Annotated in this window: 25 protein-coding genes; 13 read left to right on the forward strand and 12 right to left on the reverse strand. The window is 39.3% G+C overall.

Features of this window, described 5'->3' with window-relative positions; translation table 11 throughout:
- Nucleotides 1–838 precede the first annotated feature (838 nt).
- The 9 genes from rraB to FFU37_RS12915 form a co-directional block, all read right to left on the reverse strand.
- The gene (rraB, locus tag FFU37_RS12875) at nucleotides 839–1174 is read right to left on the reverse strand and encodes a ribonuclease E inhibitor RraB (protein ID WP_002961968.1); all 336 of its coding nucleotides are present in this window, start codon (nucleotides 1172–1174) and stop codon (nucleotides 839–841) included.
- A complete protein-coding gene (locus tag FFU37_RS12880) occupies nucleotides 1174–1896 on the reverse strand; it encodes a 1-acylglycerol-3-phosphate O-acyltransferase (protein ID WP_138489652.1) in 723 nt (240 codons plus the stop codon). Before FFU37_RS12880 ends, rraB begins: the two co-directional genes overlap by 1 nt.
- A 162-nt stretch (nucleotides 1897–2058) precedes the next feature.
- Entirely contained in the window at nucleotides 2059–4353 is a 2295-nt protein-coding gene (parC, locus tag FFU37_RS12885) for a DNA topoisomerase IV subunit A (protein WP_002961963.1), read from the reverse strand.
- A 10-nt stretch (nucleotides 4354–4363) separates the two neighbouring features.
- Entirely contained in the window at nucleotides 4364–5458 is a 1095-nt protein-coding gene (locus FFU37_RS12890) for a PQQ-dependent sugar dehydrogenase (protein ID WP_024605067.1), read from the reverse strand.
- 29 nt (nucleotides 5459–5487) lie between these two features.
- A complete protein-coding gene (parE, locus tag FFU37_RS12895) occupies nucleotides 5488–7377 on the reverse strand; it encodes a DNA topoisomerase IV subunit B (RefSeq protein ID WP_002961961.1) in 1890 nt (629 codons plus the stop codon).
- A gap of 107 nt (nucleotides 7378–7484) precedes the next feature.
- A complete protein-coding gene (locus FFU37_RS12900) occupies nucleotides 7485–8045 on the reverse strand; it encodes a YqiA/YcfP family alpha/beta fold hydrolase (protein ID WP_002961960.1) in 561 nt (186 codons plus the stop codon).
- Complete coding sequence (locus FFU37_RS12905; protein ID WP_039488325.1) at nucleotides 8030–8815, reverse strand: metallophosphoesterase; 786 nt, start codon at nucleotides 8813–8815, stop codon at nucleotides 8030–8032. The genes FFU37_RS12900 and FFU37_RS12905 overlap by 16 nt, the downstream gene beginning before the upstream one ends.
- A complete protein-coding gene (locus FFU37_RS12910; protein ID WP_002961958.1) occupies nucleotides 8802–9260 on the reverse strand; it encodes a DUF1249 domain-containing protein in 459 nt (152 codons plus the stop codon). Before FFU37_RS12910 ends, FFU37_RS12905 begins: the two co-directional genes overlap by 14 nt.
- Before the next feature lie 26 nt (nucleotides 9261–9286).
- Nucleotides 9287–9913, reverse strand: coding sequence for an NUDIX hydrolase (locus tag FFU37_RS12915; RefSeq protein WP_138489653.1), 627 nt, complete (start codon nucleotides 9911–9913; stop codon nucleotides 9287–9289).
- A gap of 151 nt (nucleotides 9914–10064) precedes the next feature.
- Here FFU37_RS12915 and tolC point away from each other — a divergent pair, with 151 nt between their 5' ends.
- From tolC to FFU37_RS12930, 3 genes are all read left to right on the forward strand, one after another.
- Complete coding sequence (tolC, locus tag FFU37_RS12920) at nucleotides 10065–11420, forward strand: outer membrane channel protein TolC (RefSeq protein WP_002961956.1); 1356 nt, start codon at nucleotides 10065–10067, stop codon at nucleotides 11418–11420.
- Nucleotides 11421–11531: 111 nt separating this feature from the next.
- A complete protein-coding gene (gene lpxL / locus FFU37_RS12925; protein WP_138489654.1) occupies nucleotides 11532–12461 on the forward strand; it encodes an LpxL/LpxP family Kdo(2)-lipid IV(A) lauroyl/palmitoleoyl acyltransferase in 930 nt (309 codons plus the stop codon).
- Nucleotides 12462–12502: 41 nt separating this feature from the next.
- Nucleotides 12503–13075 carry a toxin co-regulated pilus biosynthesis Q family protein gene (locus FFU37_RS12930; RefSeq protein WP_002961954.1) on the forward strand — a complete coding sequence of 191 codons (573 nt, stop codon included), beginning with the start codon at nucleotides 12503–12505 and terminating at the stop codon, nucleotides 13073–13075.
- 76 nt (nucleotides 13076–13151) lie between these two features.
- On the opposite strand, the gene glnE is transcribed toward FFU37_RS12930, so the two are convergent.
- Nucleotides 13152–15947 (reverse strand): bifunctional [glutamate--ammonia ligase]-adenylyl-L-tyrosine phosphorylase/[glutamate--ammonia-ligase] adenylyltransferase, encoded by a 2796-nt coding sequence (glnE, locus tag FFU37_RS12935; RefSeq protein WP_138489655.1) that lies wholly within the window; start codon nucleotides 15945–15947, stop codon nucleotides 13152–13154.
- Between the two features lie 77 nt (nucleotides 15948–16024).
- Between glnE and FFU37_RS12940 the strand changes: the two genes are divergently transcribed.
- The 6 genes from FFU37_RS12940 (at nucleotide 16025) to ruvX (ending at nucleotide 20452) form a co-directional block, all read left to right on the forward strand.
- A complete protein-coding gene (locus FFU37_RS12940) occupies nucleotides 16025–16918 on the forward strand; it encodes a DUF350 domain-containing protein (protein WP_039488320.1) in 894 nt (297 codons plus the stop codon).
- Nucleotides 16919–16982: 64 nt separating this feature from the next.
- Nucleotides 16983–17483, forward strand: a complete 501-nt coding sequence (locus FFU37_RS12945) for a hypothetical protein (protein WP_002961951.1) — start codon at nucleotides 16983–16985, stop codon at nucleotides 17481–17483.
- 69 nt (nucleotides 17484–17552) lie between these two features.
- The gene (rsmE, locus tag FFU37_RS12950; RefSeq protein ID WP_002961950.1) at nucleotides 17553–18287 is read left to right on the forward strand and encodes a 16S rRNA (uracil(1498)-N(3))-methyltransferase; all 735 of its coding nucleotides are present in this window, start codon (nucleotides 17553–17555) and stop codon (nucleotides 18285–18287) included.
- 54 nt (nucleotides 18288–18341) lie between these two features.
- Nucleotides 18342–19292 (forward strand): glutathione synthase, encoded by a 951-nt coding sequence (gene gshB / locus FFU37_RS12955; RefSeq protein WP_138489656.1) that lies wholly within the window; start codon nucleotides 18342–18344, stop codon nucleotides 19290–19292.
- 115 nt (nucleotides 19293–19407) lie between these two features.
- Entirely contained in the window at nucleotides 19408–19965 is a 558-nt protein-coding gene (locus FFU37_RS12960; RefSeq protein WP_002961948.1) for a YqgE/AlgH family protein, read from the forward strand.
- Between the two features lie 37 nt (nucleotides 19966–20002).
- Nucleotides 20003–20452 carry a Holliday junction resolvase RuvX gene (gene ruvX, locus FFU37_RS12965; RefSeq protein ID WP_138489657.1) on the forward strand — a complete coding sequence of 150 codons (450 nt, stop codon included), beginning with the start codon at nucleotides 20003–20005 and terminating at the stop codon, nucleotides 20450–20452.
- Between the two features lie 75 nt (nucleotides 20453–20527).
- Here ruvX and FFU37_RS12970 read toward each other — a convergent pair whose 3' ends face one another.
- Complete coding sequence (locus FFU37_RS12970) at nucleotides 20528–21664, reverse strand: PilT/PilU family type 4a pilus ATPase (protein WP_024596219.1); 1137 nt, start codon at nucleotides 21662–21664, stop codon at nucleotides 20528–20530.
- Nucleotides 21665–21673: 9 nt separating this feature from the next.
- Complete coding sequence (locus FFU37_RS12975) at nucleotides 21674–22714, reverse strand: type IV pilus twitching motility protein PilT (RefSeq protein WP_039488318.1); 1041 nt, start codon at nucleotides 22712–22714, stop codon at nucleotides 21674–21676.
- Between the two features lie 2 nt (nucleotides 22715–22716).
- Between FFU37_RS12975 and FFU37_RS12980 the strand changes: the two genes are divergently transcribed.
- Genes FFU37_RS12980 through FFU37_RS12995 form a run of 4 tightly spaced genes read left to right on the forward strand, consistent with a single transcriptional unit; the run spans nucleotide 22717 to nucleotide 25333 of the window.
- On the forward strand, nucleotides 22717–23430 hold the full coding sequence (locus FFU37_RS12980; protein ID WP_002962566.1) for a YggS family pyridoxal phosphate-dependent enzyme: 714 nt from the start codon (nucleotides 22717–22719) through the stop codon (nucleotides 23428–23430).
- A gap of 17 nt (nucleotides 23431–23447) precedes the next feature.
- A complete protein-coding gene (proC, locus tag FFU37_RS12985; RefSeq protein ID WP_039488316.1) occupies nucleotides 23448–24269 on the forward strand; it encodes a pyrroline-5-carboxylate reductase in 822 nt (273 codons plus the stop codon).
- A gap of 26 nt (nucleotides 24270–24295) precedes the next feature.
- Nucleotides 24296–24829 (forward strand): YggT family protein, encoded by a 534-nt coding sequence (locus tag FFU37_RS12990; protein WP_002962568.1) that lies wholly within the window; start codon nucleotides 24296–24298, stop codon nucleotides 24827–24829.
- A 60-nt stretch (nucleotides 24830–24889) separates the two neighbouring features.
- The gene (locus FFU37_RS12995; protein ID WP_138489658.1) at nucleotides 24890–25333 is read left to right on the forward strand and encodes a DUF4426 domain-containing protein; all 444 of its coding nucleotides are present in this window, start codon (nucleotides 24890–24892) and stop codon (nucleotides 25331–25333) included.
- Nucleotides 25334–25337 lie beyond the last annotated feature (4 nt).

Consider the following 25337-nt stretch of genomic DNA (forward strand, 5'->3'; position numbering starts at 1 on the left):
AATTCTATTTAGATTAACCGAATTAAAAATAAATTAAAGCAATTAAAATCAACAAGTAAAATAAAAAATACCAAATGAAAAAGAAAACCCAGATGAGGAACAAAATATAAAATAATAAAAAATCATTAATTTTAACAATTTGATTGGTAATTTATTAAACAACCAAAAAATCATACTTTTGTAATAATAAAATTTATTAGTTTTTATTTTACGTAGTAAAGCTTACGTTCAGTTTAATGAACTAAAATACCATTGGTTAACCAATTAACTCGTACTATTTGTATAAATAAAATTTAAGCATGGCAGTACAAGATGCATTTGAATAAGAATTTAAAAATTAAATATTAGTGAAAGCTAGCTTAAAGAACTTAAGAGGTATTTGAGCTCAGTGGGAGGAATTCTTTTTTGTAGATAATTTATTAATGATATTTATACAAAAAATATCAATAAGTTTTAAATAAAGTATTAAAAATACCTAGATGGTTAATTTAATTTAGCTCATATTAGATTTTTTAGCAGAACTCGGCGTGTTTTTTTGTGGATTGAAATTAGTTTAATCTAGGGGCTGTTAAATCGCGGCGCGAGGTTTATAACCTAGCCAGCCAGGTAGCTATTCCTACGTTATGCGACTGGCTTACCTTTATGTGAAAGTAAGTAAAAACAGAGCAAAGCTTCCGCGTCCTGTTCACGCCCCTTACCACATCGATTTAGGCAACAAAGAGTTAATCGCCTTTAGAGATTATCTAAAGGGCAGCGCATGTTTGCTAGCACGCTTTTACAGGCATTAAAAAAGACGAGCACTTTGCAATGATCGCCTTTTTATATAGCAGTCAGCTAATTACTCTTGAAAGTAAGTGCCCCAACCGTCGTATTCAACATCGCACTCAACGGCTAGTTGCGCTAGCTTATCAACGTCTTCCATAATAACGTCTACGTCTAGCTCAGCTTCAACTACAATGTCAAAGCTCCAAATTTTACTGCCATCTTCAAGTTCAAGCTCTGCTGGCTCTTCAACATCGTAGCCTAATTTAAAAGCAGCCAATGCAGCTTGCTCTAGTTTAGGGAAGTCTTCACACACAAAATGGTGTTCTACTTCATAAAGTATTTCAGGATCTGATCCATCTTCAAGTAGTGAACTTACGATGTCTTCACTTATTTCACGCCAGTTTTCCATTATTTTTCTCTCACTTGAGCATCTAATTCAGTTATTTTAGCAGCCATAATGCTATGCACGCTTTTAGCATGCTCACGCGCGCTAATTTCTTTATCAAGCGGTATAGGCGCTAACATTTCGATGTAAATTGTACCATTATCCCAACGATTTAGCTTAATGGTTTTATGTGTTGTATTCATACATACCGGAATTATGGGTACATCTGCGCTCATTGCGGTGTGAAAAGCACCTGTTTTGAACGGTAGCAACCCTCTTCCATAGCTTCGTGTGCCTTCTGGAAACATCCATACAGATAAGCCATTATTTTTAATTTTTTCGGCTGCTTTGGAGATAGTTCCCGCTGCTTTAGAGCGATTCGATCTGTCTATTAATATATTACCCGACAACCAATAAAGCTGACCGAAAAATGGGATCCACTTTAAGCTCTTTTTCCCCAAACTTACGCAGTTTTTAGGCACCATTGCAGGCACTGTAAATAAGTCGTAGCTATTTTGATGATTAGCAACATAAACTGCAGGGCCTGCATCAATTGCATCAATTGCATCTTTATGACGTGTTAAAACTAATTTAACGCCAATCATTTTAGCCATTGAGCCAAACCAGCCCGCTATAATATGTACATTATTGGGATGAAATGGTCTTACAATCGAAAGTAATAAACCAAAAATACAACTGAATAATATAAACATCAGCATAATAAAAACGCGTATAACAGCTAGCAAATGAGTTTCTCCAAAGATCAATTATGATTATTATAGCGTTATTTTGTGACACAGACGAGTCAATAGCGCACAAGTGTACGCTGAAATATGCAAGCTCTTTATTTTAAAACAAAAACGGCCTGCAAATGCAGACCGTTTTTATTTATACAAAAAAGTAATTGGTTACTCTTCGTTAATGGCTTCTATTGGTTCATCATCTTGTGGGGTCAGCTCAACAACGGCTTCGTCAACACGCTGTAAGCCGCGCGGTAGTTTGTTACCCCTACGCCCTCGCTCACCATGATAATGCTCTAAATCAGATGGTTTAAGCGTTAGTTTACGCTTACCAGCATGAAGCGTAACACTGCTTCCTTGTGGCACAACAGCAAGCACTTTTACAAACTCTTCACGGGCTTGTACTTTAGCTCCAGGAATAGAAATAATCTTATTCCCTTTACCTTTGCTAAGTTTTGGTAAGTCACGTAGCGGGAATAAAAGCATGCGACCTTCGTTAGAAATAGCCATACAGTAATCACTAGCAACATCGTTCACCCTAATAGGAGAAAGTAATATTCCACCCTTAGGAACACTTACCAGCGCTTTACCATTTTTATTTTTACTCACTAAGTCTTTAAAGTCGGTAATAAAGCCGTAACCTGCATCTGACGCCATAAGCAATACTTGCTCGTCTTCACTCATTACCACGTGCTCAAAATTAGCACCTGGTGTTAAGTTAAAACGACCTGTCATTGGTTCACCTTGGCTACGCGCCGAAGGCAGACTGTGCGCATCGGTTGCAAATGCCCGCCCTGCTGAATCTAAAAATACAGCAGGTTGATTGCTCTTACCCCGAGCCGAGGCTCTAAAGCCATCACCGGAACGGTAATTTAAGCCTTGTACATCTAAGTCATGACCTTTACCAACGCGTGCCCAGCCTTTATCAGATAGCACAACAGTGACTGACTCTGATGGAATTAAATCTTTTTCGTTAAGTGCTTTCGCTTCTGAGCGCTCAATCACTGGCGAGCGACGATCGTCACCGTACATTTCAGCGGCTTCTTGAATTTCTTTTTTAAGCAGTGTCGACATACGACGTTCTGAGCCCAAAATTTGCGCTAATTTATCACGCTCTTTGGCTAGTTCATCTTGCTCACCGCGAATTTTAAACTCTTCAAGTTTTGCTAAATGACGAAGTTTTAATTCTAAAATAGCTTCTGCTTGCGTATCAGTTAAATCAAAGCGCTCCATTAATACAGGCTTTGGTTTGTCTTCGCTGCGGATGATTTCAATCACTTCATCGATATTTAAAAAGGCGGCTAATAAACCTTCTAAAATATGCAAACGTGCTAATACTTTATCTAAACGATACTGCAAACGACGACGCACAGTTTCGCGTCTAAATGTTAGCCACTCACTTAAAATACAGCGCAAGTCTTTAACTTGCGGGCGACCATCTAGGCCTAGCATGTTTAAGTTTACGCGGTAATTTTTTTCAAGATCGGTGGTTGCAAATAAGTGCGCCATTAATGGCTCAGCTTTAATGCGGTTTGAGCGCGGAATAATTACAATACGCGTTGGATTTTCGTGATCTGACTCGTCACGTAAATCAGCAATCATAGGTAATTTTTTAGCGTTCATTTGCGCTGCAATTTGCTCAAGTACTTTACCACCTGAACACTGATGCGGCAGCGCTGTAATAACAATATCGCCATGCTCTTCGGTGTAAACCGCACGCATTTTGATTGACCCACGACCGGTTTTATATATTTTATGAATATCGGCTTTTGGAGTAATTATTTCAGCATCTGTTGGGTAATCTGGTGCATGTACAAGCTCAAGTAATTCTTCAAGCTCTGTTTTTGGTTTATCAAGTAATAAACAACATGCGCTAGCCACTTCACGTACGTTATGTGGCGGAATATCTGTTGCCATACCTACGGCGATACCCGTTATACCATTGAGTAAAATATGCGGTAAACGAGAAGGCAATACTACAGGTTCATCCATGGTGCCATCAAAGTTTGGTGTCCAATCAACGGTGCCTTGGCCAAGCTCTTTAAGCAGAACTTCAGAAAACTTAGATAAACGCGCTTCGGTATAACGCATTGCTGCAAACGATTTAGGGTCATCTGCCGCCCCCCAGTTTCCTTGTCCATCTACCAAAGGATAGCGATAAGAAAACGGCTGCGCCATTAATACCATAGCTTCGTAACAGGCACTGTCGCCGTGTGGATGGTACTTACCAAGTACGTCACCCACTGTACGGGCTGATTTTTTGTACTTTGCGTTAGCCGACAAGCCCAGTTCGCTCATCGCATAAATAATACGACGCTGCACTGGTTTTAAGCCATCACCTACATGCGGTAGGGCACGGTCCATGATCACGTACATGGAATAATTTAAATAGGCGTCTTCGGTAAAACGCCCCATTGTTTGTTGCTCAATTCCTTGCATTAGCAAGGTATCTGTATCACTCATTAAAGCTTACCTAGTTTTTCTTATAGCTTACACGGTAGATTACATTGGCGTAATCATCGCTTACTAACAGACTGCCGTCACCTAATTCTGCAAATGCAACAGGGCGTCCAAATGTTGTTTCGTCTTTCATAAAGCCAGTAATAAATGGCGTATATTTAGTTACGCGACCTACTTCGATTGTTGCTAGGCCTACTTTATAGCCTGACTTTTTAGAACGGTTCCATGAGCCATGTTCAGCAACAAATAATTGTTGCTTATAACTTGCTGGAAATTGCTTACCGTTATAAAAATGAATACCTAGTGGCGCTACATGCGCTGGAAGTGCAAGTGCTGGCGATGTGTAATCGGCAATGTTTTTACCTTCACCAAACTCAGGGTCAATAATTGCGCCGGCATGAACATATGGAAAGCCAAAATGCTCACCTTCTTGCGTTGCACGGTTTAACTCATCAGGCGGAATATCATCGCCCATCATGTCGCGACCGTTATCACTAAACCATAAAGCTTGAGTAGCTGGATGAAAATCAAAACCCACTGTGTTTCTAACGCCTTTAGCTATTGTTTTTATTTGTTTTGTTTCTACATTAAGGGCAAAAATACGACCAAAACGCTCATCCTCAGCACAAATATTACACGGTACACCGACCGGAATGATTAATTCTCCCGTTGGTGCAAAACGTAAAAATTTCCAACCATGATGACGCTCACTTGGTAGTTTGTTGTAGACCACATCAAATTTTGGATCTTTTAATTGGGTATCAATATTTTTAAAGCGAATAATACGATGCACTTCGCCTACATATAAATCGCCATCTTTAATTGCTATGCCAGAGGGCATGTTTAAGCCTTTAGCCACAACAATTTTTTTATCTGCTACGCCGTCGCTATTGTGATCAATAAGCGCATATACGTTGCCCGCTTTACGAGAGCCAACATACACAATACCTTTTTTAGAAACGGCTATTTGACGTGCATTTTCTACATCATTTGCAAATAAACTAATTTCAAACCCAGGTGCTACGGTGAGCTTATCAAGTATATTTTTAGCCATTGCAGGAGCGCTAGTCAGCCCAAGTAACAGCAAACTTCCTAGTAATTTTTTCATTCGTCTCTCCTAGTGTTAGGCACAAGCAATTAAACGAGCGCCTTGTTACCATGATCTTCTAACCATTGACGACGATCAGGCGATCGTTTTTTAGCAAGTAGCATATCCATCATTTCCATGGTTTCTACTTCTTCATCAAGCGTAAGCTGCACTAAGCGTCGTGTATTAGGATCCATTGTGGTTTCACGAAGCTGTAACGGATTCATTTCACCCAGACCTTTGAATCGTTGTACGTTTACTTTTCCGCGTTTTTTCTCGGCTTCTATGCGCGCCAAAATAGCGGTTTTTTCTTCTTCATCTAGGGCGTAATAAACTTCTTTGCCAATATCTATTCTAAATAATGGCGGCATTGCAACATACACATGCCCTGTTTTTACTAACTCTGGAAAATGACGAACAAACAGTGCACATAACAATGTTGCAATGTGTAGTCCATCCGAGTCAGCATCGGCCAGTATACAAATCTTATTGTAACGCAGTCCCGACATATCTGTTGATTCTGGGTCAATACCCAGTGCCACTGAAATATCATGTACTTCTTGTGATGCTAGTATTTGCCCCGACTCTACTTCCCACGTATTTAAAATTTTACCACGTAGCGGCATAATTGCCTGAAATTCACGGTCTCGCGCTTGTTTAGCAGAACCACCAGCAGAATCACCTTCCACTAAAAACAGCTCGGTTCGGTCATTATCGGCAGCACTACAATCGGTCAATTTACCTGGTAATGCAGGGCCTGCAGTAACTCGTTTACGTACAACTTTTTTAGCTGCACGCAAACGGCTTTGCGCGTTTGAAATACATAACTCAGCTAATAATTCTGCAGTATCGGTATGTTCATTTAGCCATAAACTAAACGAATCTTTTACAACACCCGATACAAATGCAGCACATGAGCGCGATGAAAGTTTTTCTTTGGTTTGCCCTGCAAATTGTGGATCTTGCATTTTAACCGACAATACGTAACTACAACGCTCCCAAATATCATCAGGTGTTAGCTTTACGCCACGAGGTAGTAAATTTCTAAACTCACAAAACTCTCGCATTGCTTCAAGCAAGCCTTGGCGCAGACCATTTACATGTGTACCACCTTGCGCAGTAGGAATTAAGTTTACGTAGCTTTCCGCTATTGATTCGCCACCTTCAGGTAGCCATACAACAGCCCAATCAGCGCCTTCAATTGAGCTTTTAAATTCACCTACAAATGGGTCTTGCGGTAATGTTTCAAACCCTTTAACAGCTTCAATTAGGTAATCTTTTAAGCCAGTTTCGTAAAACCATTCTTTGGTTTCTTTTGTTTGCTTATTAACAAACTTAATACGCAGTCCTGGGCATAAGACCGCTTTGGCTTTTAATAAATGATTAAGCTTGGTAATTGAGTAGTTTGGTGAATCAAAGTAGCTAACATCAGCCCAAAAACGAACGGTGGTACCTGTATTGCGCTTACCAACAGTACCAATTACGCTCAAATCTTCTACTTTATCGCCATTTTCAAATGCCATTCTGTATTGTTGAGCGTCGCGCCTTACGGTTACTTCTACACGTGTAGATAACGCATTTACTACAGAAATACCTACACCGTGTAAACCACCCGAAAATTGATAGTTTTTATTAGAAAACTTACCACCGGCGTGTAACTTAGTGAAGATTAGTTCAACCCCTGGGATACCTTCCTCAGGATGAATATCAATAGGCATACCACGTCCGTCATCGCTCACTTCGAGCGAGTTATCTTCGTGGAGAATTACGTCGATACGAGTAGCATGACCCGCCATAGCTTCATCGACACTGTTATCGATAACCTCTTGGCCTAAATGGTTTGGGCGTACGGTATCGGTGTACATCCCTGGGCGTCGTTTTACCGGATCTAATCCATTAAGTACTTCAATGGCTTCGGCGTTATAATTTTGATCACTCATAGTTTTTGTCTTTATATCCGCTAAGGCTCTAATACGTTTACTAGTTTTATTGTTATATGCGCTAAAGCGTTAATATAGTAACTAACCTCAGTTCAGGCTAACTAGTTTTACGTGATTTTAAGAAAATCTACAATACTTGCAAAGGTGCGTTCAAATTCAACGTAGCTATGATCGCCACCAAACTCTATCAATTGCTTGCATTGCGAATAATATTTTACTGCGTGTTGAAAGTTCAACACTTCATCGCCTGTTTGCTGTAATAAATACAGTAACTCAGGATGTGCTAATTTATCTACAGCGAGTAATTTCAGCGCCTCAATATGACTGTTATTTAAATCGTAATGATAATCTTGATACGGATTATAATTAGGCCCAAGTAACGACTGTAATAAATTATAAGGTGCGACCGCGGGATTAATGACCACTGCAGGAATTTGATAACGCTGCGATAAATACGTGGCAAAAAAACCACCTAACGAGCTACCTAATAAAACGGTATCTGGCGTTAGTAATTGTTCAAGCTCAATTATAGCTTGTAGGGGCTCGTGGTTTAAGTTCGGTACACAATAATCAACGTCATAGTTTGCCATAAGCTCACCAAAGCGCACAGCTTTATATGATTTTTGTGAACTATTAAAGCCATGAATATAAATTACGCGTTTAGCCATACCACTTCCGTTTTTACTTCAACTTTATCTTTTTTACTCTTTATATTTAGCATTCTGTAAGCAGGCCCTGCATTTTTTTGCTCCCACTTTGGAGTGTATTTTACAAACTGGACTGAACTGGCAGGACTTGCATAAATAGGCAAGCCTCTAAAATTTTGTTCATAATCGTTGTGTACATGACCATGAAAAAGCGCAGATACATTATTACTATTAACTAAAATATTTAAAAGCTGTGGACCATTTTCTAATAAGTGCTTATCAAGATAGCCATTTATTGGCAGCGGATTATGATGGCAAAAGATAACTTTACTATTATTCGAGTTGACTAAAGTATCAGTTATTTCATCTAAATGCGCGCCAGTAACCCATCCTGCGGGCGTGGGCCCTTTAGAATTAATAAGAAGCAGCTCAACCCCGTTAGCAATAATATGTTTAGCCGAATTTATTTTTCCGCCACTTATGCGATTAAGCATTACTAGTTCATCATGATTACCTGGTACCCAAAATACAGGGCAAGTGATGTCACTGTCATTTATAAGTTCACTAAATAATAAGTACGATTCGAAACTATGGTCTTGTGTTAAATCACCACCAAAAATTACGCAATCTACTGGCAGCTCAGCGATGTGCGCCAAAGCTTTTTCAAAATGAGCTGCAGTATTTACATTAAAATATTCACCCTTTTTATCTGCAAATAAATGGCTGTCGGTAATATGCGCAATGCACAAAGATGATTTATCAAATGTATATGTATCATCAAACCAAGCCATTATTTACATCCCAATTTAATGTTGCTTGCCCGTGCTCTACACAGGCCACTAACCAGTCGTATAAAAAAGCATTAAGTTGATACTTTTCATCTTTTTGATGCATTTTAGGGTTGGGGTATCCGTACGATGGTTTTATGCGTTGATGGTAATCGTGATGAATAATTTCAGCTACTTTCGCATCATGATACAAGCGAGCCGTTAAATACAGCGGCGCTATCCCTTTAACCATTCCTGTTAGCTGCTTAATTGAAATATCCATAGTGTATTTTGCGCTGCCATCAATTTTTGTAGCAAATTCACTGTTGCCAAGTTTTACTTCACGAATGCTTCCTATATTGCGCTCGCTCGGTAACAACTTTAATAGTCGCACATAGTTATGCTCACAAAGTGTTAAATACTTTGGGAGGCTTTGAATATATCGATTTGTTGCTAATTGTGCTGTCAAAGTTCCGCCATAATATTAGTAAGAGTTTATGCCCATTTACTTGCCATTTTCTCGCGATTTAGCGCAAGCCACTGCATACAAATAACCGTTGCCGCATTATCCATTTCACCGTTATTGAGGCGCATTAGCGCATCATCAACCGATAAAATATGAGTTTTTATATCCTCGCCTTCAGTTTCAAGACCATATACACCTGATTCTACTTGGCTTAAGTCAGTACGCGCTAAATATAAATGTAAGCGCTCAGTTGTACCACCAGGGCTTGATAGGTATGAAAGCATAAATTCAAGTTCAGTTAATTCAAGCCCTGCTTCTTCATACGCTTCTTTTTTTACAACTGATTCGTAATCCGTACTGCCGTCAGTCATTCCGGCTATACATTCTAGTAGCCACGGCGAATGCTTACTTTTAATAGCGCCAATACGTATTTGCTCAATTAAAAGAACAGTATCTGATATTGGGTCGTAAGGAAGTACTGCAATTGCATCGCCACGTTCTAATATTTCTCGGCTAATTAGCTCTGATTTTCCACCCGCAAAAAGAGCATGTTCAAACTGGTATAAATCAACCTGAAAAAAACCTTTATAAAGGTTTTTTATTGGCTTTAAATTTACATCTTTATGTGTAAATTGAACGAGCTTTTTATCAACCACGTGCCTACCTCCTACTTATCTAAAGCTTTAAAATGCGTTAATATATTCTGTTACACTTGAACATACTGTTTTACTAATTATTTTTTTTGTTATGCAGTAAAACAGGTTAACATGCTTTTAGTACAAAAATTGTCTAAGGACCGAACCCCACATGAAAAAGAACATTCTTGCGGCGCTAGTTAGTTTATCATGCGCACTAGGTGCAACAGCAGTGAAAGCTGAAGATTTACTACAAGTTTTTGAAATAGCAACAGCTAACGATCCTACTGTTTTAAAAGCAAAAGCCCAAGCCGATGCGCAGTCTTACCAAAGCGATTTGGCGATGAGTGCACTATTACCTCAAATTGGTTTAACTATGGGTTATACGAAAAGCGATGCAACGTCGTACCAAAGCGTTGGCGACTTATCTAACCAAGTTAAAGTTGAAAGTGACACAGACCAATTCTCTCGTGGTGTAAGTTTAAGCCAAACATTATTTGATTTAGGTGCTTGGAACACTTTAGATATTGCCGATAAGCAAGCTCTACAAGCAAGCGGCCTATATGATGCAGCTAAACAAAATTTAATTGTACGCGTTGCTGAAGGTTATTTTAACGTATTAAGTGCCAGTGATAACCTTGAATTTGTCGAAGCTGAAAAACGTGCCATTGCACGTCAACTTGAGCAAACAAAACAACGTTATGCAGTAGGTTTAACAGCTATAACAGACGTACACGAAGCACAAGCTCAGTTTGATAACTCAGTAGCCCAAGAAATTATTGCCAGTAATGCTGTAGAAACTGCACGCGAGCAACTTCGTGAGATAACTGGTAAATATCACGAAAAATTAGACTTTTTAAATACAGATACTTTCTCAACAACTAAGCCAACTAAGCGCTCAAGCGACTTTGTTAAAGTAGCTGAAGATAAAAATATCAACTTACAAGTCTCTAAAGTAACGGTTGATATTGCAAAAGATCAAATTGAATTAGCAAAAGCAGGTCATTATCCAAAACTAACTCTAAGTGCAAGTTATGGTGACTCTCTTACAGACACTCAAATAAATGGCGCTAATTTTGATGACCAACCGCGTTCAGACTCTAGTTCTGTTGGGCTTAACTTTAGCGTACCTTTATATTCAGGTGGCGCAACGGTTGCTGCAACTAACCAAGCGCGTGCGTTTTACGTATCAGCGAGCCAAGATTATGAAACAAATTACCGCGCAGTCACTCGCACAGTAATTACATCTTATAATCAAGTTGTTTCAGATATTGCGACTTACAAAGCGCTAGAGCAAGCGGTTGTTTCAGCTCAAAGTGCCCTTAAAGCAACTGAAGCAGGTTTTGAAGTAGGTACTCGTACCATTGTTGACGTACTAGTGAGTACGCAAAACTTATACGATGCAAAACGTAACCTTGCTGATGTGCGTTACCGTTATGTGTTATCTACCCTTCGCTTAAAACAAGCTGCGGGTACACTAACAAGTGAAGATTTAGTTGCTATAAACCAAGGTTTAAAATCAGCTTAACTTTTACAGCTAAACATAATATAGATTTATTCAAAGCCAGCATGTAGCTGGCTTTTTGTATTTTATAGCGCTTAGCGTTAAACTATCGTTTTTATTCTCAGAGAGATTTTTGTGGTCACCTCATCTCCTTTTAAAGCATCTTTTTTAGGCCCTCGATACTGGCTAACGTGGGTTGGCGTTTTATTTTTATACTTAATTTCTTGGCTACCACAAAAGCTACAGCTGGCAATGGGTAAGCAACTTGGCCGCTTAGTCCATAAATTTATGAAGCGCCGTCGCCATATTGCAGAAGTAAATATTAAGCTGTGTTTTCCTGATATGAGCGAAGCAGATCAAAAAGAACTTGTACTCAAAAATATGGAAAACACCGGCATTGCAATGGTTGAAACCGGCATGGCTTGGTGGTGGCCGCAGTGGCGAGTAAAAAGTGTATATGGCTCAATCAAAGGTTTGGAGCACTTTGAGCGCGTTCAGGCATCTGGTAAAGGTGTTTTATTACTTGTACCTCATATTCTGCATCTTGAAATGGCGAGTCGTGTAATGGGATTAAAATGCCAAGGTTTAGGCTTTTACCGCCCTCATAACAACGCTCTAATGGAATACTTTACAACTAATGGCCGCCTTCGTTCTAACGAATACCTAATTGGCCGAAAAGATGTAAAGGGCTTACTAAAATCATTAAAAAACAAAAAAGTATGCTATTACTTACCTGACCAAGATTACGGCCGTAACCGCTGTGAGTTTGTGCCATTTTACGCCGTATCTGACGCAGCAACGACAACAGGTACTCTTATGTTTGCTGGCAGTAAAAACTGCGAAACTATGAGCTTAATCTCGCGTCGCGACGAAAATGGTAAGTATCATTTAGAGGTAGTACCTGAGCTTGAAAACTTCCCAAGTGGTGATGATAAGGCTGATGTAACACGTGTAAATCAACGCATGGAACAATCTGTTAATGCCGCTCCAGAGCAATACATGTGGCTACACCGTCGCTTTAAAACTCGACCGGATAAAAATACCCCTTCTTTTTATAAAAAGTAATGGTATAACAATAATAGGAACAAATAAGGTGGGTAATAATCATGTGGTTTTGGATTAGACATTTATCATTTGCAGCCGTGCTAATAGCACTCGCCGTATACTTTTTAGTGGGTGATGGTTCTGTATTTGATATTAAAAAATCTAAAAATGCAGCCGCCGAAGGATTATCACGCTTTTACTCCTCCATTCGTAACCAAGTAAAAAGTAATAAAGAACGAGATCAATTTGTTTTAAAACTTAAAACACCAGAACAAACCTTGGATAGAGTATTGGCTGAACGTGCGCGAACAGTAGATCCAATGCCGACAAATTGGACTGGAGAAGTTGAACCTAGGCGCTTTGAAAATGGCACAACTCTTAAAGATGTACTTAATCAATATGCTAAAAACGAGGGTATTGAGCTCTACTGGTACTTAAGTAAAGATTACGTAGTTAAAGATCATTTTAGAGTAGACAGTAACTTTACTTCAGCACTGTACCAAATTGGGCGCGCTATAAATGATGACTTTGAGCACGAGGTTTATACTTACTTTTGCCATAAACAAAGAGCAGCGGTTATTACCGAGTTACCATCAGAATTTGTACGTACAAACTGTTTAAAACTAAAGGTTTAAGGGTTTACACATACAAAAACCCAAGCAAGCGCTTGGGTTTTTCAATTCAATTCAATTCAATTCAATTCAATTCAATTCAATTCAATTCAAAAATACTATTCCAAATATTAGTTACGTTAGTAATATCTTGTAAAAACGTTTCTCGCGGGATCAATTTGCCTTTTTGCTCCAAGCTCAACACGTGATAACACGAGCGGTAATCAATATACGCTTTTATCAACTGCTGCTTTTGCTCTTTAGTAATACAACCTATATTTGCCGCATCCGTTAATATTCTTACGTTATCTGAGTAAACTGTAAGCTGTTCAAACTCGTTTGCGTGTTTAAGTACTAAATATTGCGTAATAAACTCAATATCAGCCATGCCACCAACATCTTGTTTTAAATCAAATTGATCAATATTTCCCTTCGCTAGATGGTCGCGCATTTTTTCGCGCATTTTTATTACATCAGCTTTTAGCACGGTATCATCGCGCTGCTGGCAAAGTATGTTTTTACGAATTTGTGAAAAACGATCTATCAGATCGTTTTGACCTAAAATTAATCGAGCCCGAACAAGTGCTTGATGCTCCCACGTCCATGCTTGAGTTTGCTGATAGTGATTAAAGCTCTCTAAATTGATAGCCAATAAACCAGAGGCTCCTTCAGGACGTAATCGCGTATCAAGCTCGTATAAAATGCCCGATGCAGTACGGGTATTAAATAAATGCATTAAGCGCTGAGCGAGCTTTAAATAAAACTGACGAGAATCTATCGGTTTTTCACCATTAGTTAGGCTTGAGCCATCATGGTTATGCACAAACACCAAATCTAGATCTGAGTCGTACCCGACTTCTAAGCCACCTGTTTTACCATATGCAATAACAGCAAAACCTTTATTCTCATCATCTGTGCCAGGGGGCATCCCAAAGCGCTTAACAGTGTTATGCCATGCAATATTAACGGCTTGGTCAACAATCGCCTCTGCCAGTACGGTTAAATGATCGCTTACTTTCATTACATCAAGAACACCGGTTGCATCGGCGGCAGCAATTCGTAATTGATGCGTTTGCTTAAATTGCCTAAGCGACTCCATTTGCAGTTCTAAATCGTCATGCTCTATTCGTAAAAAATACTGTCTTATTTCATCTTTATACGACGTGAGCGGGGTTGGTTTATAAAGAACTGCGGGGTCTATTAGTTCATCAAGTAATATGGGGTAGCGAGAAATATGCTCCCCTATCCATTTGCTATGACAACACAGTAAAACGAGTTGCTTTAATGCACCTTGGTTTTCGTAAAGCAATTCTAAATAGGCAGTACGCGAAATTATCTTATTAAAAATTTGGCAAACCATTGTGAAAGCTGCTGCACTGGCATTAAAGTCATTTAATTGATTTAGTAAAACAGGCATTAACTTATCAAGAGTGTCACGCCCTCGGTTACCTATATTTACCTTAGACAGCCTTAATTTAAAATCGTTAAGGGGTGCTTGCCATTCATCTCTGGCCTCTTTTAAAAAGCTCACATCACCATGATCCCAAGCACTAATAAATGCGCCTTCGCAGGTATCAAGTGGCACGGTTTCCTCGCCAATCACAAGTGCAAACTCACCGTTAACTTGTTTCATCACCTTTTCTATAGTGTTTAAAGTGGCAGAAAAATCAGCTTGTTCTAATAATAAATTTAAGCGCTGCTGATTCAATTCATCATCGGGGAGTGTTTGCGTTTGCTGATCGTCAAATATTTGAAGGTACTGCTCAACTTTACGTAAATAAAGGTAATTGCGCCTCAGCTCGCTTGCTTCTTGCTCATCTATAACTTGGTTAAGTGCCAACTCATTTAATGCTGTAAGTAAAGATTGGGTTTGTAAATTAGCCTCTCGCCCACCTCTTACCATTTGAAGGGCTTGCACTATAAATTCAACTTCACGAATACCACCAGCACCTAGTTTTATATTATTAGTTAAGCGTTTACGGCGAACCTCTTGTGCAATCATTAACTTCATTTTACGCAAGGATTCAATCACCGAAAAATCAATATACCGGCGGTAAACAAACGGCTTTAAAAGCTTAATAAATTCATCCCAATATTTATTAGGAGTGCCAATTAAGCGCCCTTTTAACATGGCGTAGCGTTCCCAGTCGCGCCCTTGTTCTTGGTAGTAATCTTCAATGGCATTAAAGCTCATAACCAAAGGGCCGCTTTCGCCAAACGGGCGTAGGCGCATATCAACTCTAAATACTTGCCCATCACCGGTGGCTTGGTTAAGTGCTGCAATCAGTTTTTGTGCAACTTTGGTATAAAACACTTGGGCCTCAAGGCTTCTGCGGCCACCTTGGGTTTTTGTGCTGCGCGGATACGCAAAAATAAGATCAATATCAGAGGAATAATTTAGCTCCTGTCCGCCAAGCTTCCCCATCCCCAATACCATTAGCGGCATTGCTTGGTTTTGCTCATCAAGCGGCTCACCATTTACTTTTGCCACCTGTGCATGCGCCCATTGGTTGGCACTATTAATTAGCATGTCAGCCAGTTGGCTTATGTAATTAATACTATCGGCAATGGGGTTGTTACAGCATAAATCTAAAAAGGCGACTTTAAGCCAGTACTTTTCACGATATTGACGAAGTACTTTATGGCACTGTGCTTCATCAAGGTCAGCTAAATTCAGGTTTTTAAAAGGAGAATCTATTACTCTATTTTGTATTTCGTCTTTGCATAATAGCCAGGTATTTAAATCAGGTTGTGACTCTAAACTGCGCCAAGCAAAGTCGCTTAATGCTAATAACCTTACAACTTCACTTTGTTTACTTTGCTGCGGGTATAACTGTTCAAAGCGCATCAAGCCAAGTTTTTGTAATTGAATAGGAAGTTGCTTTACGTTACTCATCAATCCTCTCTTTTATATCATCAATAACCGTACTAGAATGATTAAAACCTAGAAAGGTTAACTTAATTAGGATCACCATGTCATATTTGTCTTTATCTAACACTAGTTTTATTGCGATTGCCATTAGTTTTGCGGTTATTTGCATAACTATTTTTTGTTTACGAGTTGTCACTCAAATCAAAGCAAAACAAGCGCTTAAAGATGAGTTAGCGCAACACGACAACTTTGCCATGGGGATTAGTTTTGCATCTGAAATATCAGTTGTTATAGCCACTATAGCCTTTTTATTTGACGAAATAAGCGTAAGCACGGCACAGTCAAACCCGTTAAAAGTGTTAATTATTATTGTTCTCTTATTCACTTTTATAAAAGTGGGCCATTTAATTCACAGAAAATGGATACTCCACAGGTTTAATGAAGAAGCTGCCATACTAAAACAAAATGTATGTGCTGCATTGGTAGACTCAGGAATGTTAATCGCTAACTGTATTATTGCACTGGGCTTGTACACGTGGACCCACACGCAAGGGTTTAGCAACTTACTTATTGCTTGCGTTAGCTTTTTTACACTTCAGGGGATGTTTGCACTTGATAGCAAAATACGAGAACACCGTTTTGCAAAAGCAAACCAAGGTGCGTCACTACAAAGTAACTTTAACCTAGAAAATACATCTATTGGTATAAGATATGCTGGAAAATCAATTGGCTTAGCGTTGGCTGTATATGCTGGTTTATCTAGCGCAGCATTTCAAAACGGTAAAATGGTTGAAAACATATTTACACTTGTAATGCATTGCGGTGTAATGTGGATACTACTTTACAGCTTAACGTATGTGATAAAAATTATCTCTTTACCAAATATTGATACGGCTCTTGAAATAGACCATCAAGATAATATTGGGGTAGCATGCATAGAATTTGCTGTTTTTTGTGCTATAGGTTATTTACTTATTAGTATGTTTTCTCTTTAGACCTTTTTACTGAAAATACAGCAATTAAAACGTCTGCATTTAAGTAATAATGGTAATTACTTAGATGCAACAAGGTCCTAGCTCTATGCCACCTGAAATAACGAACTATTTGTTAATTGACATAGACAACGAATTTAGCCGCGCATTTGCCGAATACTATGTAAATAGTAATGGCATAACAAAAGCGAGTACACTTATTGCTGCAGGGAGTAATACCCGCCAATTAGTAAAAATGATGTTTGACGAGCTTATTAAAGACTATAGTTATTGCGATCTTGAAAACGAAATAAGCGTTTCTGAGTTAATTAATTATTTAAAAGATCATCACGATTTACACGGAGTCCTTTTCAATAGCACCGATTATTTACTCGCAAGTGATAAGCAGCGCTTTATTTATAACTCCTTGCATAAAGAACGCTTTTTAATAAATCTTGATGATACAGGCTATACACTAAGCCGGGTTACCGATGAGACGTTAACGGAACCTTCGCAAAATCATCACGATATAGCGCACACCCCACAAGATTTAATAGATCTCGCCGAACAACTTAATAAAAATAAATAATTGCGCACAGCCCCCAGCTTACTTACCATAGCAATATATATTTTTACGCTATGTAGTAAGTGACGCCCTATGCGAGTTCCTCATATTTATCAAACATCGAGTATTGCCCTAAACACCCCTGTAACCTTAGATGACGATGCTGCAGGGCATATTGGCAGAGTGCTGCGCATGAAAGTAGGCGAGCATGTATCTATTTTTAATGGCGAAGGTGGCGAATACCTTAGTGAAATAATTGAGGTAACAAAAAAAACAGTCGTCGTAATGCCATTAGAACTTAACCCTCACGATGTAGAATCTCCACTTAAAATTCATTTAGGTCAGTGTGTATCCCGTGGTGATAAGATGGATTTTACAATTCAAAAGTCAGTTGAACTAGGTATTACCGAAATCACCCCTATTTTTAGTCAGCGCTGTGGCGTGAAACTAATGGGCGATCGTCTTGAGAAAAAACACCAACAATGGCAAAAAATTGCAATTGCCGCGGCTGAGCAGTCAGGGCGTAATTTTGTGCCAATTATTCACCCACCTATAGATTTAAAACAATGGCTTGCACAACAAACCGATGCAATTAAGCTCACTCTTCACCCTCGTGCTGAGCACAGCATTAAAACCATTACGGTACCTAAAGATGGCGTACGCTTTTTAGTAGGCCCCGAAGGTGGCTTTACCGACGATGAAATGGCATTAACCAAACAACTAGAATTTGTAGATATTCGCTTAGGCCCGCGCGTTTTACGAACGGAAACAGCCGCTTTAACGGTCTTAAGTGCATTACAACTTCAATTTGGCGATTTAGCTAATTGAAATAACTAAAAGCACCCTCATATAAACAGTAACATTTATAGTAAGGCACAGCGCATGGCAATTAAGTTAGGTATTATTTCTGATCCTATTAGTGGATTTAACATCAAAAAAGACACCGGTTTTGCAATGATGATGCAAGCGCAAGAACGTGGCTACGAAATTTATTATATGGAGATGGACGATTTATCTCTTCGTAAAGGCAAGTCGTACGCTACAGCGTCTAAAGCGCAAGTGTTTAATAATACAGAAAAATGGTATGAGCTTGAAGAAAAAACCACTATAGCCCTTGCCGATCTTGACGTAATTTTAATGCGTAAAGACCCTCCTTTTGATACTGAATACATTTACGCGACGTATATTTTAGAGCGGGCTGAACAAGAAGGTACGTTAATAATTAACAAGCCACAAAGCCTTCGCGATGCTAACGAAAAGCTATTTACAGCATGGTTTAGCGAACATACGCCAGACACACTTGTTACACGTAGCCAAAAACAAATTCGTGAATTTTTAGCACAGCATAAAGACATTATTTTAAAACCGCTTGATGGCATGGGTGGCGCATCTATTTTTCGCATTAGAGAAGACGATGCCAACATTGGTGTAATTTGTGAAACGTTAACCGAGCACGGCAGCCGCTTCGCAATGGTGCAAAATTACATTCCAGAGATCAAACAAGGCGATAAGCGCGTACTAGTAGTTGATGGCGAAGTTATTCCATATTGTTTAGCGCGTATACCGCAAAATGGTGAAACACGCGGTAATTTGGCTGCAGGCGGTCGAGGCGAAGCTCGTCCACTTAGCGAATCAGATTTAAAAATAGCGCAAGCTGTTGCACCAACGCTCAAAGAAAAAGGCTTAATATTTGTAGGTTTAGATATTATTGGCGATAAATTAACTGAAATTAACGTAACTGCACCAACGTGCGTACGCGAAATTGAAGCTGCTTATGATATTTCTATCACAGGTATTTTATTTGATGCGATTGAGCGTAAATTAGGTAAGTAATTACCACAATAAAAAGCCCATTAGTTTAAGCCTTTCATGCAATTAATGGGCTTTTTATGTCAATTTAAATAACTATGCCATACTCAAAGTTCATTAACTAAAAAGGGTGAAATCTATGCAGTCATTAGAAAATCATTTTTTAATCGCGATGCCGTCAATGCAAGACCCTTTTTTTAAACGTGCTGTTACCTATATTTGTGAGCACAATGAAGATGGGGCTATGGGTTTGGTAATAAACCAACCTATTGATGTTACTGTTGGCGAACTTTTAGATAAAATAGAAATTGATAACGACAAAACGCAAAACGCAGCAAAAGTAAGTGTGTTTGCAGGTGGGCCCGTTAAAACTGACCGTGGTTTTGTACTGCACTCTCCCCAATCGGGTTATTCAGCAAGTCAGAAACTCAGTAGCGATATTATGATCACTACCTCAAAAGACGTTTTAGCAAACTTAACCACTGCACAAGCACCAGAGCAGTTTATTATTACACTTGGTTATTCAGGGTGGGAGCAAGGACAACTCGAACAAGAGTTACTTGATAACAGCTGGTTGATCATAGAAGCCGATCCGAAGATCATTTTTGATACCCCCGTTGAAAAACGATGGGAAAAAGCAGTTTCAATGTTGGGCTTTGATATTAGCCAACTTAGCCCTGAAGCTGGTCACGCATAATAGTAACTAACCCTTAGCAAACTTAAACAAGATACACATGACAAAAAAATCGCTTAAGCCGCAAGGCGAACGCACTGTAATGGGCTTTGACTTTGGCACCAAAAGTATTGGTATTGCTATTGGGCAAGAGTTAACCGGCAGTGCGTCTAGCCTTAAGGCTGTAAAAGCACAAGATGGCATTCCTAATTGGGACCATATCGCCGTACAAGTAGCCGAGTGGCAGCCTGACTTAATGGTTGTTGGTTTACCACTGAATATGGATGGAACATCACAAGAGGTTACCTTTAAAGCAAAAAAGTTTGCCAACAGATTGCATAATCATTATGGCATTCCTGTGCAAACACAGGATGAGCGTTTAACAACAGCGGATGCTAAAGCGCGACTTTTTGAAAGTGGCGGCTATAAAAGCTTAGGTAAAGGTAACGTAGATAATATGTCTGCGGTTATTATTTTAGAAAGCTTTTTTGAGTCTAGTTACGGTGAATAAGCTGGCTATATAAACAACCCTTTATACAAATAAAAAAAGCGCCAATTGGCGCTTTTTCATTAATTACTTTTTAAATTATTGATCGCTATTTTTATCATCAAGGCCATCAATAGTAACGCCCTGTAAAAAGCCCGCACCTTGTTGTTCGTTATTGCGCAGTTTTATCATTAAGCGTAAATCATTTGGTGAGTCAGCATGGTGCAGTGCATCAGCGTAGTTAATTCGCTGCTGTCTGTACAACTCAAATAACGCTTGGTCAAAGGTTTGCATGCCCATTTCTTTCGACTTAGCCATTGCCTCTTTAATTCCGCCAATATCACCATTTTTAATCAGTTCAGCGACCATTGGTGAGTTAAGCAATATTTCAATAGCTGCAACTCGGCTTTCACCATCAGCAGTCGGTACTAATTGCTGAGCAACAATGGCGCGTAAGTTAAGTGCTAAGTCGTACTTAAGCTTATCGTGTTTTTCTTTTGGTACTAAATGCATAATACGGTCAATCGCTTGGTTCGCATTATTAGCATGTAGTGTCGCAACACATAGGTGACCGGTTTCAGCAAAGCTTAGGGCGTATTCCATGGTTTCTTGCGATCGAATTTCACCAATCAAAATAACATCTGGAGCTTGGCGTAATGAGCTTTTAAGTGCCGACTCAAAGCTTTCTGTATCAAGCCCTACTTCGCGCTGAGTAATAATACTTTTACGATGCTCATGAACAAATTCAATCGGATCTTCAATGGTCAGTATATGACCTCGTTGATTACGGTTTCGATAACCAATAAGTGCAGCTAGTGAGGTCGACTTACCCGTACCTGTACCACCTACAAATAAGACAAGACCGCGTTTAGACATAATTACATCTGTCAGTGTAGACGGCAGACCTAAATCACTCACATCAGGAATTTGCGTCACAATACGGCGAATAACCATACCTGCTCTATCGCGCTGCCAAAAAGCAGAAATACGAAAACGCCCTTCGTCGGTAGCAATCGCAAAGTTACATTCTTTCGTTGTATGAAACTCTGCTTTTTGCTTTTCGCTCATTGCAGATTCTACTAACTCAAGCGATTGCTCATCAGTCAGTCTATCGTCACTGAGAGCTGTTAGTTCACCGTTTATTTTTGCACTTACAGGTAACTGACTCGATACAAATAGGTCAGAACCCTTTTTCTCAATCATTATGAGTAAAAAGTCGTTTAAAGATAAAGCCATAATAATTTCTTACCCACCAAATTGTGTTTTGTCTTGCGCTTTTTCTTTCGCTGCCGCATTTGTAACAATACCGTGATTAACTAAATTAGTTAAACACTGATCCATTGTTTGCATGCCCACAGACGCACCGGTTTGAATAGACGAATACATTTGTGCAATTTTATCTTCACGAATTAAGTTACGAATAGCAGGAACTGCAATCATAATTTCGTGTGCTGCAACTCGCCCACCACCAATTTTTTTAAGCAGTGTTTGTGAAATTACCGCACGTAAAGATTCAGATAACATTGAGCGCACCATAGCTTTTTCTTCACCTGGGAATACATCAATAATACGGTCAATAGTTTTTGGTGCAGATGTTGTATGTAGCGTGCCAAACACTAAGTGACCCGTTTCGGCAGCGGTCATTGCAAGACGAATTGTTTCTAAATCACGTAACTCACCCACAAGTATTACATCAGGGTCTTCACGCAATGCACTACGTAGCGCGTTTGAAAAGCTATGTGTATCGCGGTGAACTTCGCGTTGGTTAATTAAACTTAATTTATTATCGTGAACAAACTCGATTGGATCTTCTATTGTTAGAATATGGTGATGTTTATTTTGATTTATATAGTCGACCATAGCGGCAAGTGTTGTTGATTTACCAGAACCCGTTGGCCCTGTTACTAACACGAGTCCACGTGGGGTATCAGAGATTGTTTTAAAAATATCTGGTGCGCCTAAATCATCAAGCGTTAACACTTCACTTGGTATGGTACGAAATACCGCAGCAGGCCCGCGATTAGAGTTAAATGCATTCACACGAAAACGTGCTAAATTAGGCACTTCAAACGAAAAATCCACTTCGAGATTTTGTTCGTAGTCCTTGCGTTGATTATCGTTCATAATATCGTAAACCAGACTGTTTACGTCTTTGTCTGCAAGGGCTGGTATATTAATGCGGCGAACATCACCGTCTACGCGTATCATAGGTGAAACACCCGACGATAAATGTAAATCGGATGCTTTGTGTTGCACACTAAACGCTAATAATTCGGTAATATCCATTTATGACTCCACAACTAACTGATAAATATATGGTTACAATAGCAGAACGACTCACATCCGCCTACGCTAGAATTGCAGACGCGGCAAAAAACACACAGCGAAACACTAACGAAGTTACTCTACTAGCAGTGTCTAAAACTAAACCAAGCGAAGATATTATTGCAGCTTATGAGCATGGTCAGCGCGAATTTGGTGAATCTTATGTTCAAGAGGCTATAGATAAAATAGCTCAACTACAGTCATATAGCGACATCATTTGGCATTTCATTGGCCCTATTCAATCAAATAAAAGTGCATTAGTAGCTGCTAACTTTGATTGGGTGCAAAGTGTTGATCGCATTAAAATAGCAAAGCGATTAGATTCACAGCGCCCAGACGATAAACCACCTCTTAATATACTTATTCAAGTAAATATAAGTAATGAGGAAGCAAAGTCAGGTTGCCGCCGCGATGAAATAGATGAACTTGCCGATTATATTAACCAATGTGAGCACTTAACACTTCGAGGTTTAATGGCAATTCCCGCTAAAAGCGACAAACTGGATACGCAAATTCAATCTTTTGAGCAATTACAAACTTGCTTTGATAAACTAAAGACCCAATATCCTCAAGTAGATACTTTGTCGATGGGTATGAGTAACGATGTTGAAGCTGCCATTAGCGCAGGCTCAACCATGGTAAGGATCGGCACAGACATTTTTGGAACACGAACTTAAAAGGTGATAACAGATTTATGTCAGATAAAAAAATCGCATTTATAGGCACAGGTAATATGAGCTACGCCATTATTGGTGGCATGGTAAAAAACGGCTTTAACGCAAGTAACATAATTGCGACTAACCGCAACCAAGAAAAGCTTGAAAAGGTAGCATTTGATTTCAAGGTGCAAACCACCAGTGACAATAACGAAGCCCTGCGCGATGCTGATGTAATTGTTTTGTCTGTTAAACCACAAATGATGGGCGATTTATGTAAATCGTTTCAAGAGTCAGGCGTAGACTTTAGCGATAAACTGTTTATTTCTGTTGCGGCGGGCTTAACTGTAAAACGTTTACGTGAAATGCTAGGCCAAGACGTTAAAATGGTACGTTGTATGCCAAACACACCATCTTTATTAGGTCGCGGAGTATCAGGTTTATATGGCGCGGGCGAAACACCAAGCGAACACGAATTTGTACAACAAGTTTTTGAATGCACGGGCATTGTTGTATGGGTGGAAAAAGAGTCACAAATTAATGATATTATTGCTGTAACCGGCTCATCACCTGCTTACTTTTTCTTATTTATGGAAGCCATAGAAGAAAAAGCCAAAGCGCTGGGCTTTAATGATGAAGACGCTCGTCGCCTAGTACAACAAACAGCCCTTGGCGCTGCCGAAATGGCACTTAGCCAGCCTGATATTAGTATTTCGCAACTACGTTCAAACGTAACATCTAAAGGCGGCACTACTCACGCAGCTGTTGAGCACTTAAAAGATGAAGGCTTAACTAAAACCGTTGGCGATGCAATGGATGCGTGTATTGCGCGTGCAGAGCAAATGGAAAAAGAACTTTAAAACCACTTTTTATTGAAGGTTACACTATGAATGCCATGCAATTTTTAATCAGTACCCTGTTTGATTTGTTTTTAATGGTGGTATTACTGCGCTTTTGGCTGCAGTGGGCAAAAGCCGACTTTTATAATCCAATGAGCCAGTTTGTGGTTAAAGCCACTTCGTTTGCGGTAAAACCACTGCGTAAAATCATTCCGGGGTTTGGCGGACTTGATCTAGCATCTCTGTTGCTGGCATTTATAGTGGCTGTAGCCAAAATTAGTACTTTAATGCTTGTTATATATAATGCGTGGGCAATACAGCCTGTGCTTATTCAAGCACTTATAACGGTACTAAAAGAAGGCCTTAATTTAGTATTTTGGGTACTTATTATTCGCGCTATTTTAAGTTGGGTTAGCCAAGGCTATAACCCTATAGAAGCGGTTTTCCACCAGCTTACTGAACCAATGCTAAAACCAATTCGTAAAATATTGCCATCAATGGGTGGCTTAGATTTATCAGTTTTAGTGCTTATTATTGGTATTCAGTTTTTGCAAATGCTGCTTATGGATTTTTTAGTCTAATATGGATTTTTTAATTAGAGGCCCAAAGGCCTCTTTTTTATATGTTTTGAGGAATACATAATGAACCGTTTAATTGAGTTTTGTTTTATTGCTTGTTTAGCATTTGCATTTAACGCGCAAAGCGAAGAAATGCAAGGCGCACAATACAAAGAGCTTGGCCCTTGGCAAGTCCATTACATCGCCTTTCCTTCTACTTTTATTCAGCCAAAAATAGCAAAAGCGTACAACCTTGAGCGCAGTGGCTACAAAGGGGTTGTAAACATTTCTATATTAAAAAATGATGCCGATAAAACAGCACAAACGGCAAAGCTTACCGGCACAGCTAAAAACCTACTTGGCAACAAACAACCGCTTACTTTTAAAGAAGTAAAAGAAGGTGAGTCAATTTATTACCTTGCCCAAGTTGATTACACCAACGAAGAGATTTTACGCTTTGAGATTGAAATACAACAAAGTAATCAATTTCAAAAATTACAGTTTCAGCAAAAATTTTACGTAGATTAATAAC

It is taken from the genome of Pseudoalteromonas distincta, from assembly GCF_005877035.1.
Taxonomy (GTDB): domain Bacteria; phylum Pseudomonadota; class Gammaproteobacteria; order Enterobacterales; family Alteromonadaceae; genus Pseudoalteromonas; species Pseudoalteromonas distincta.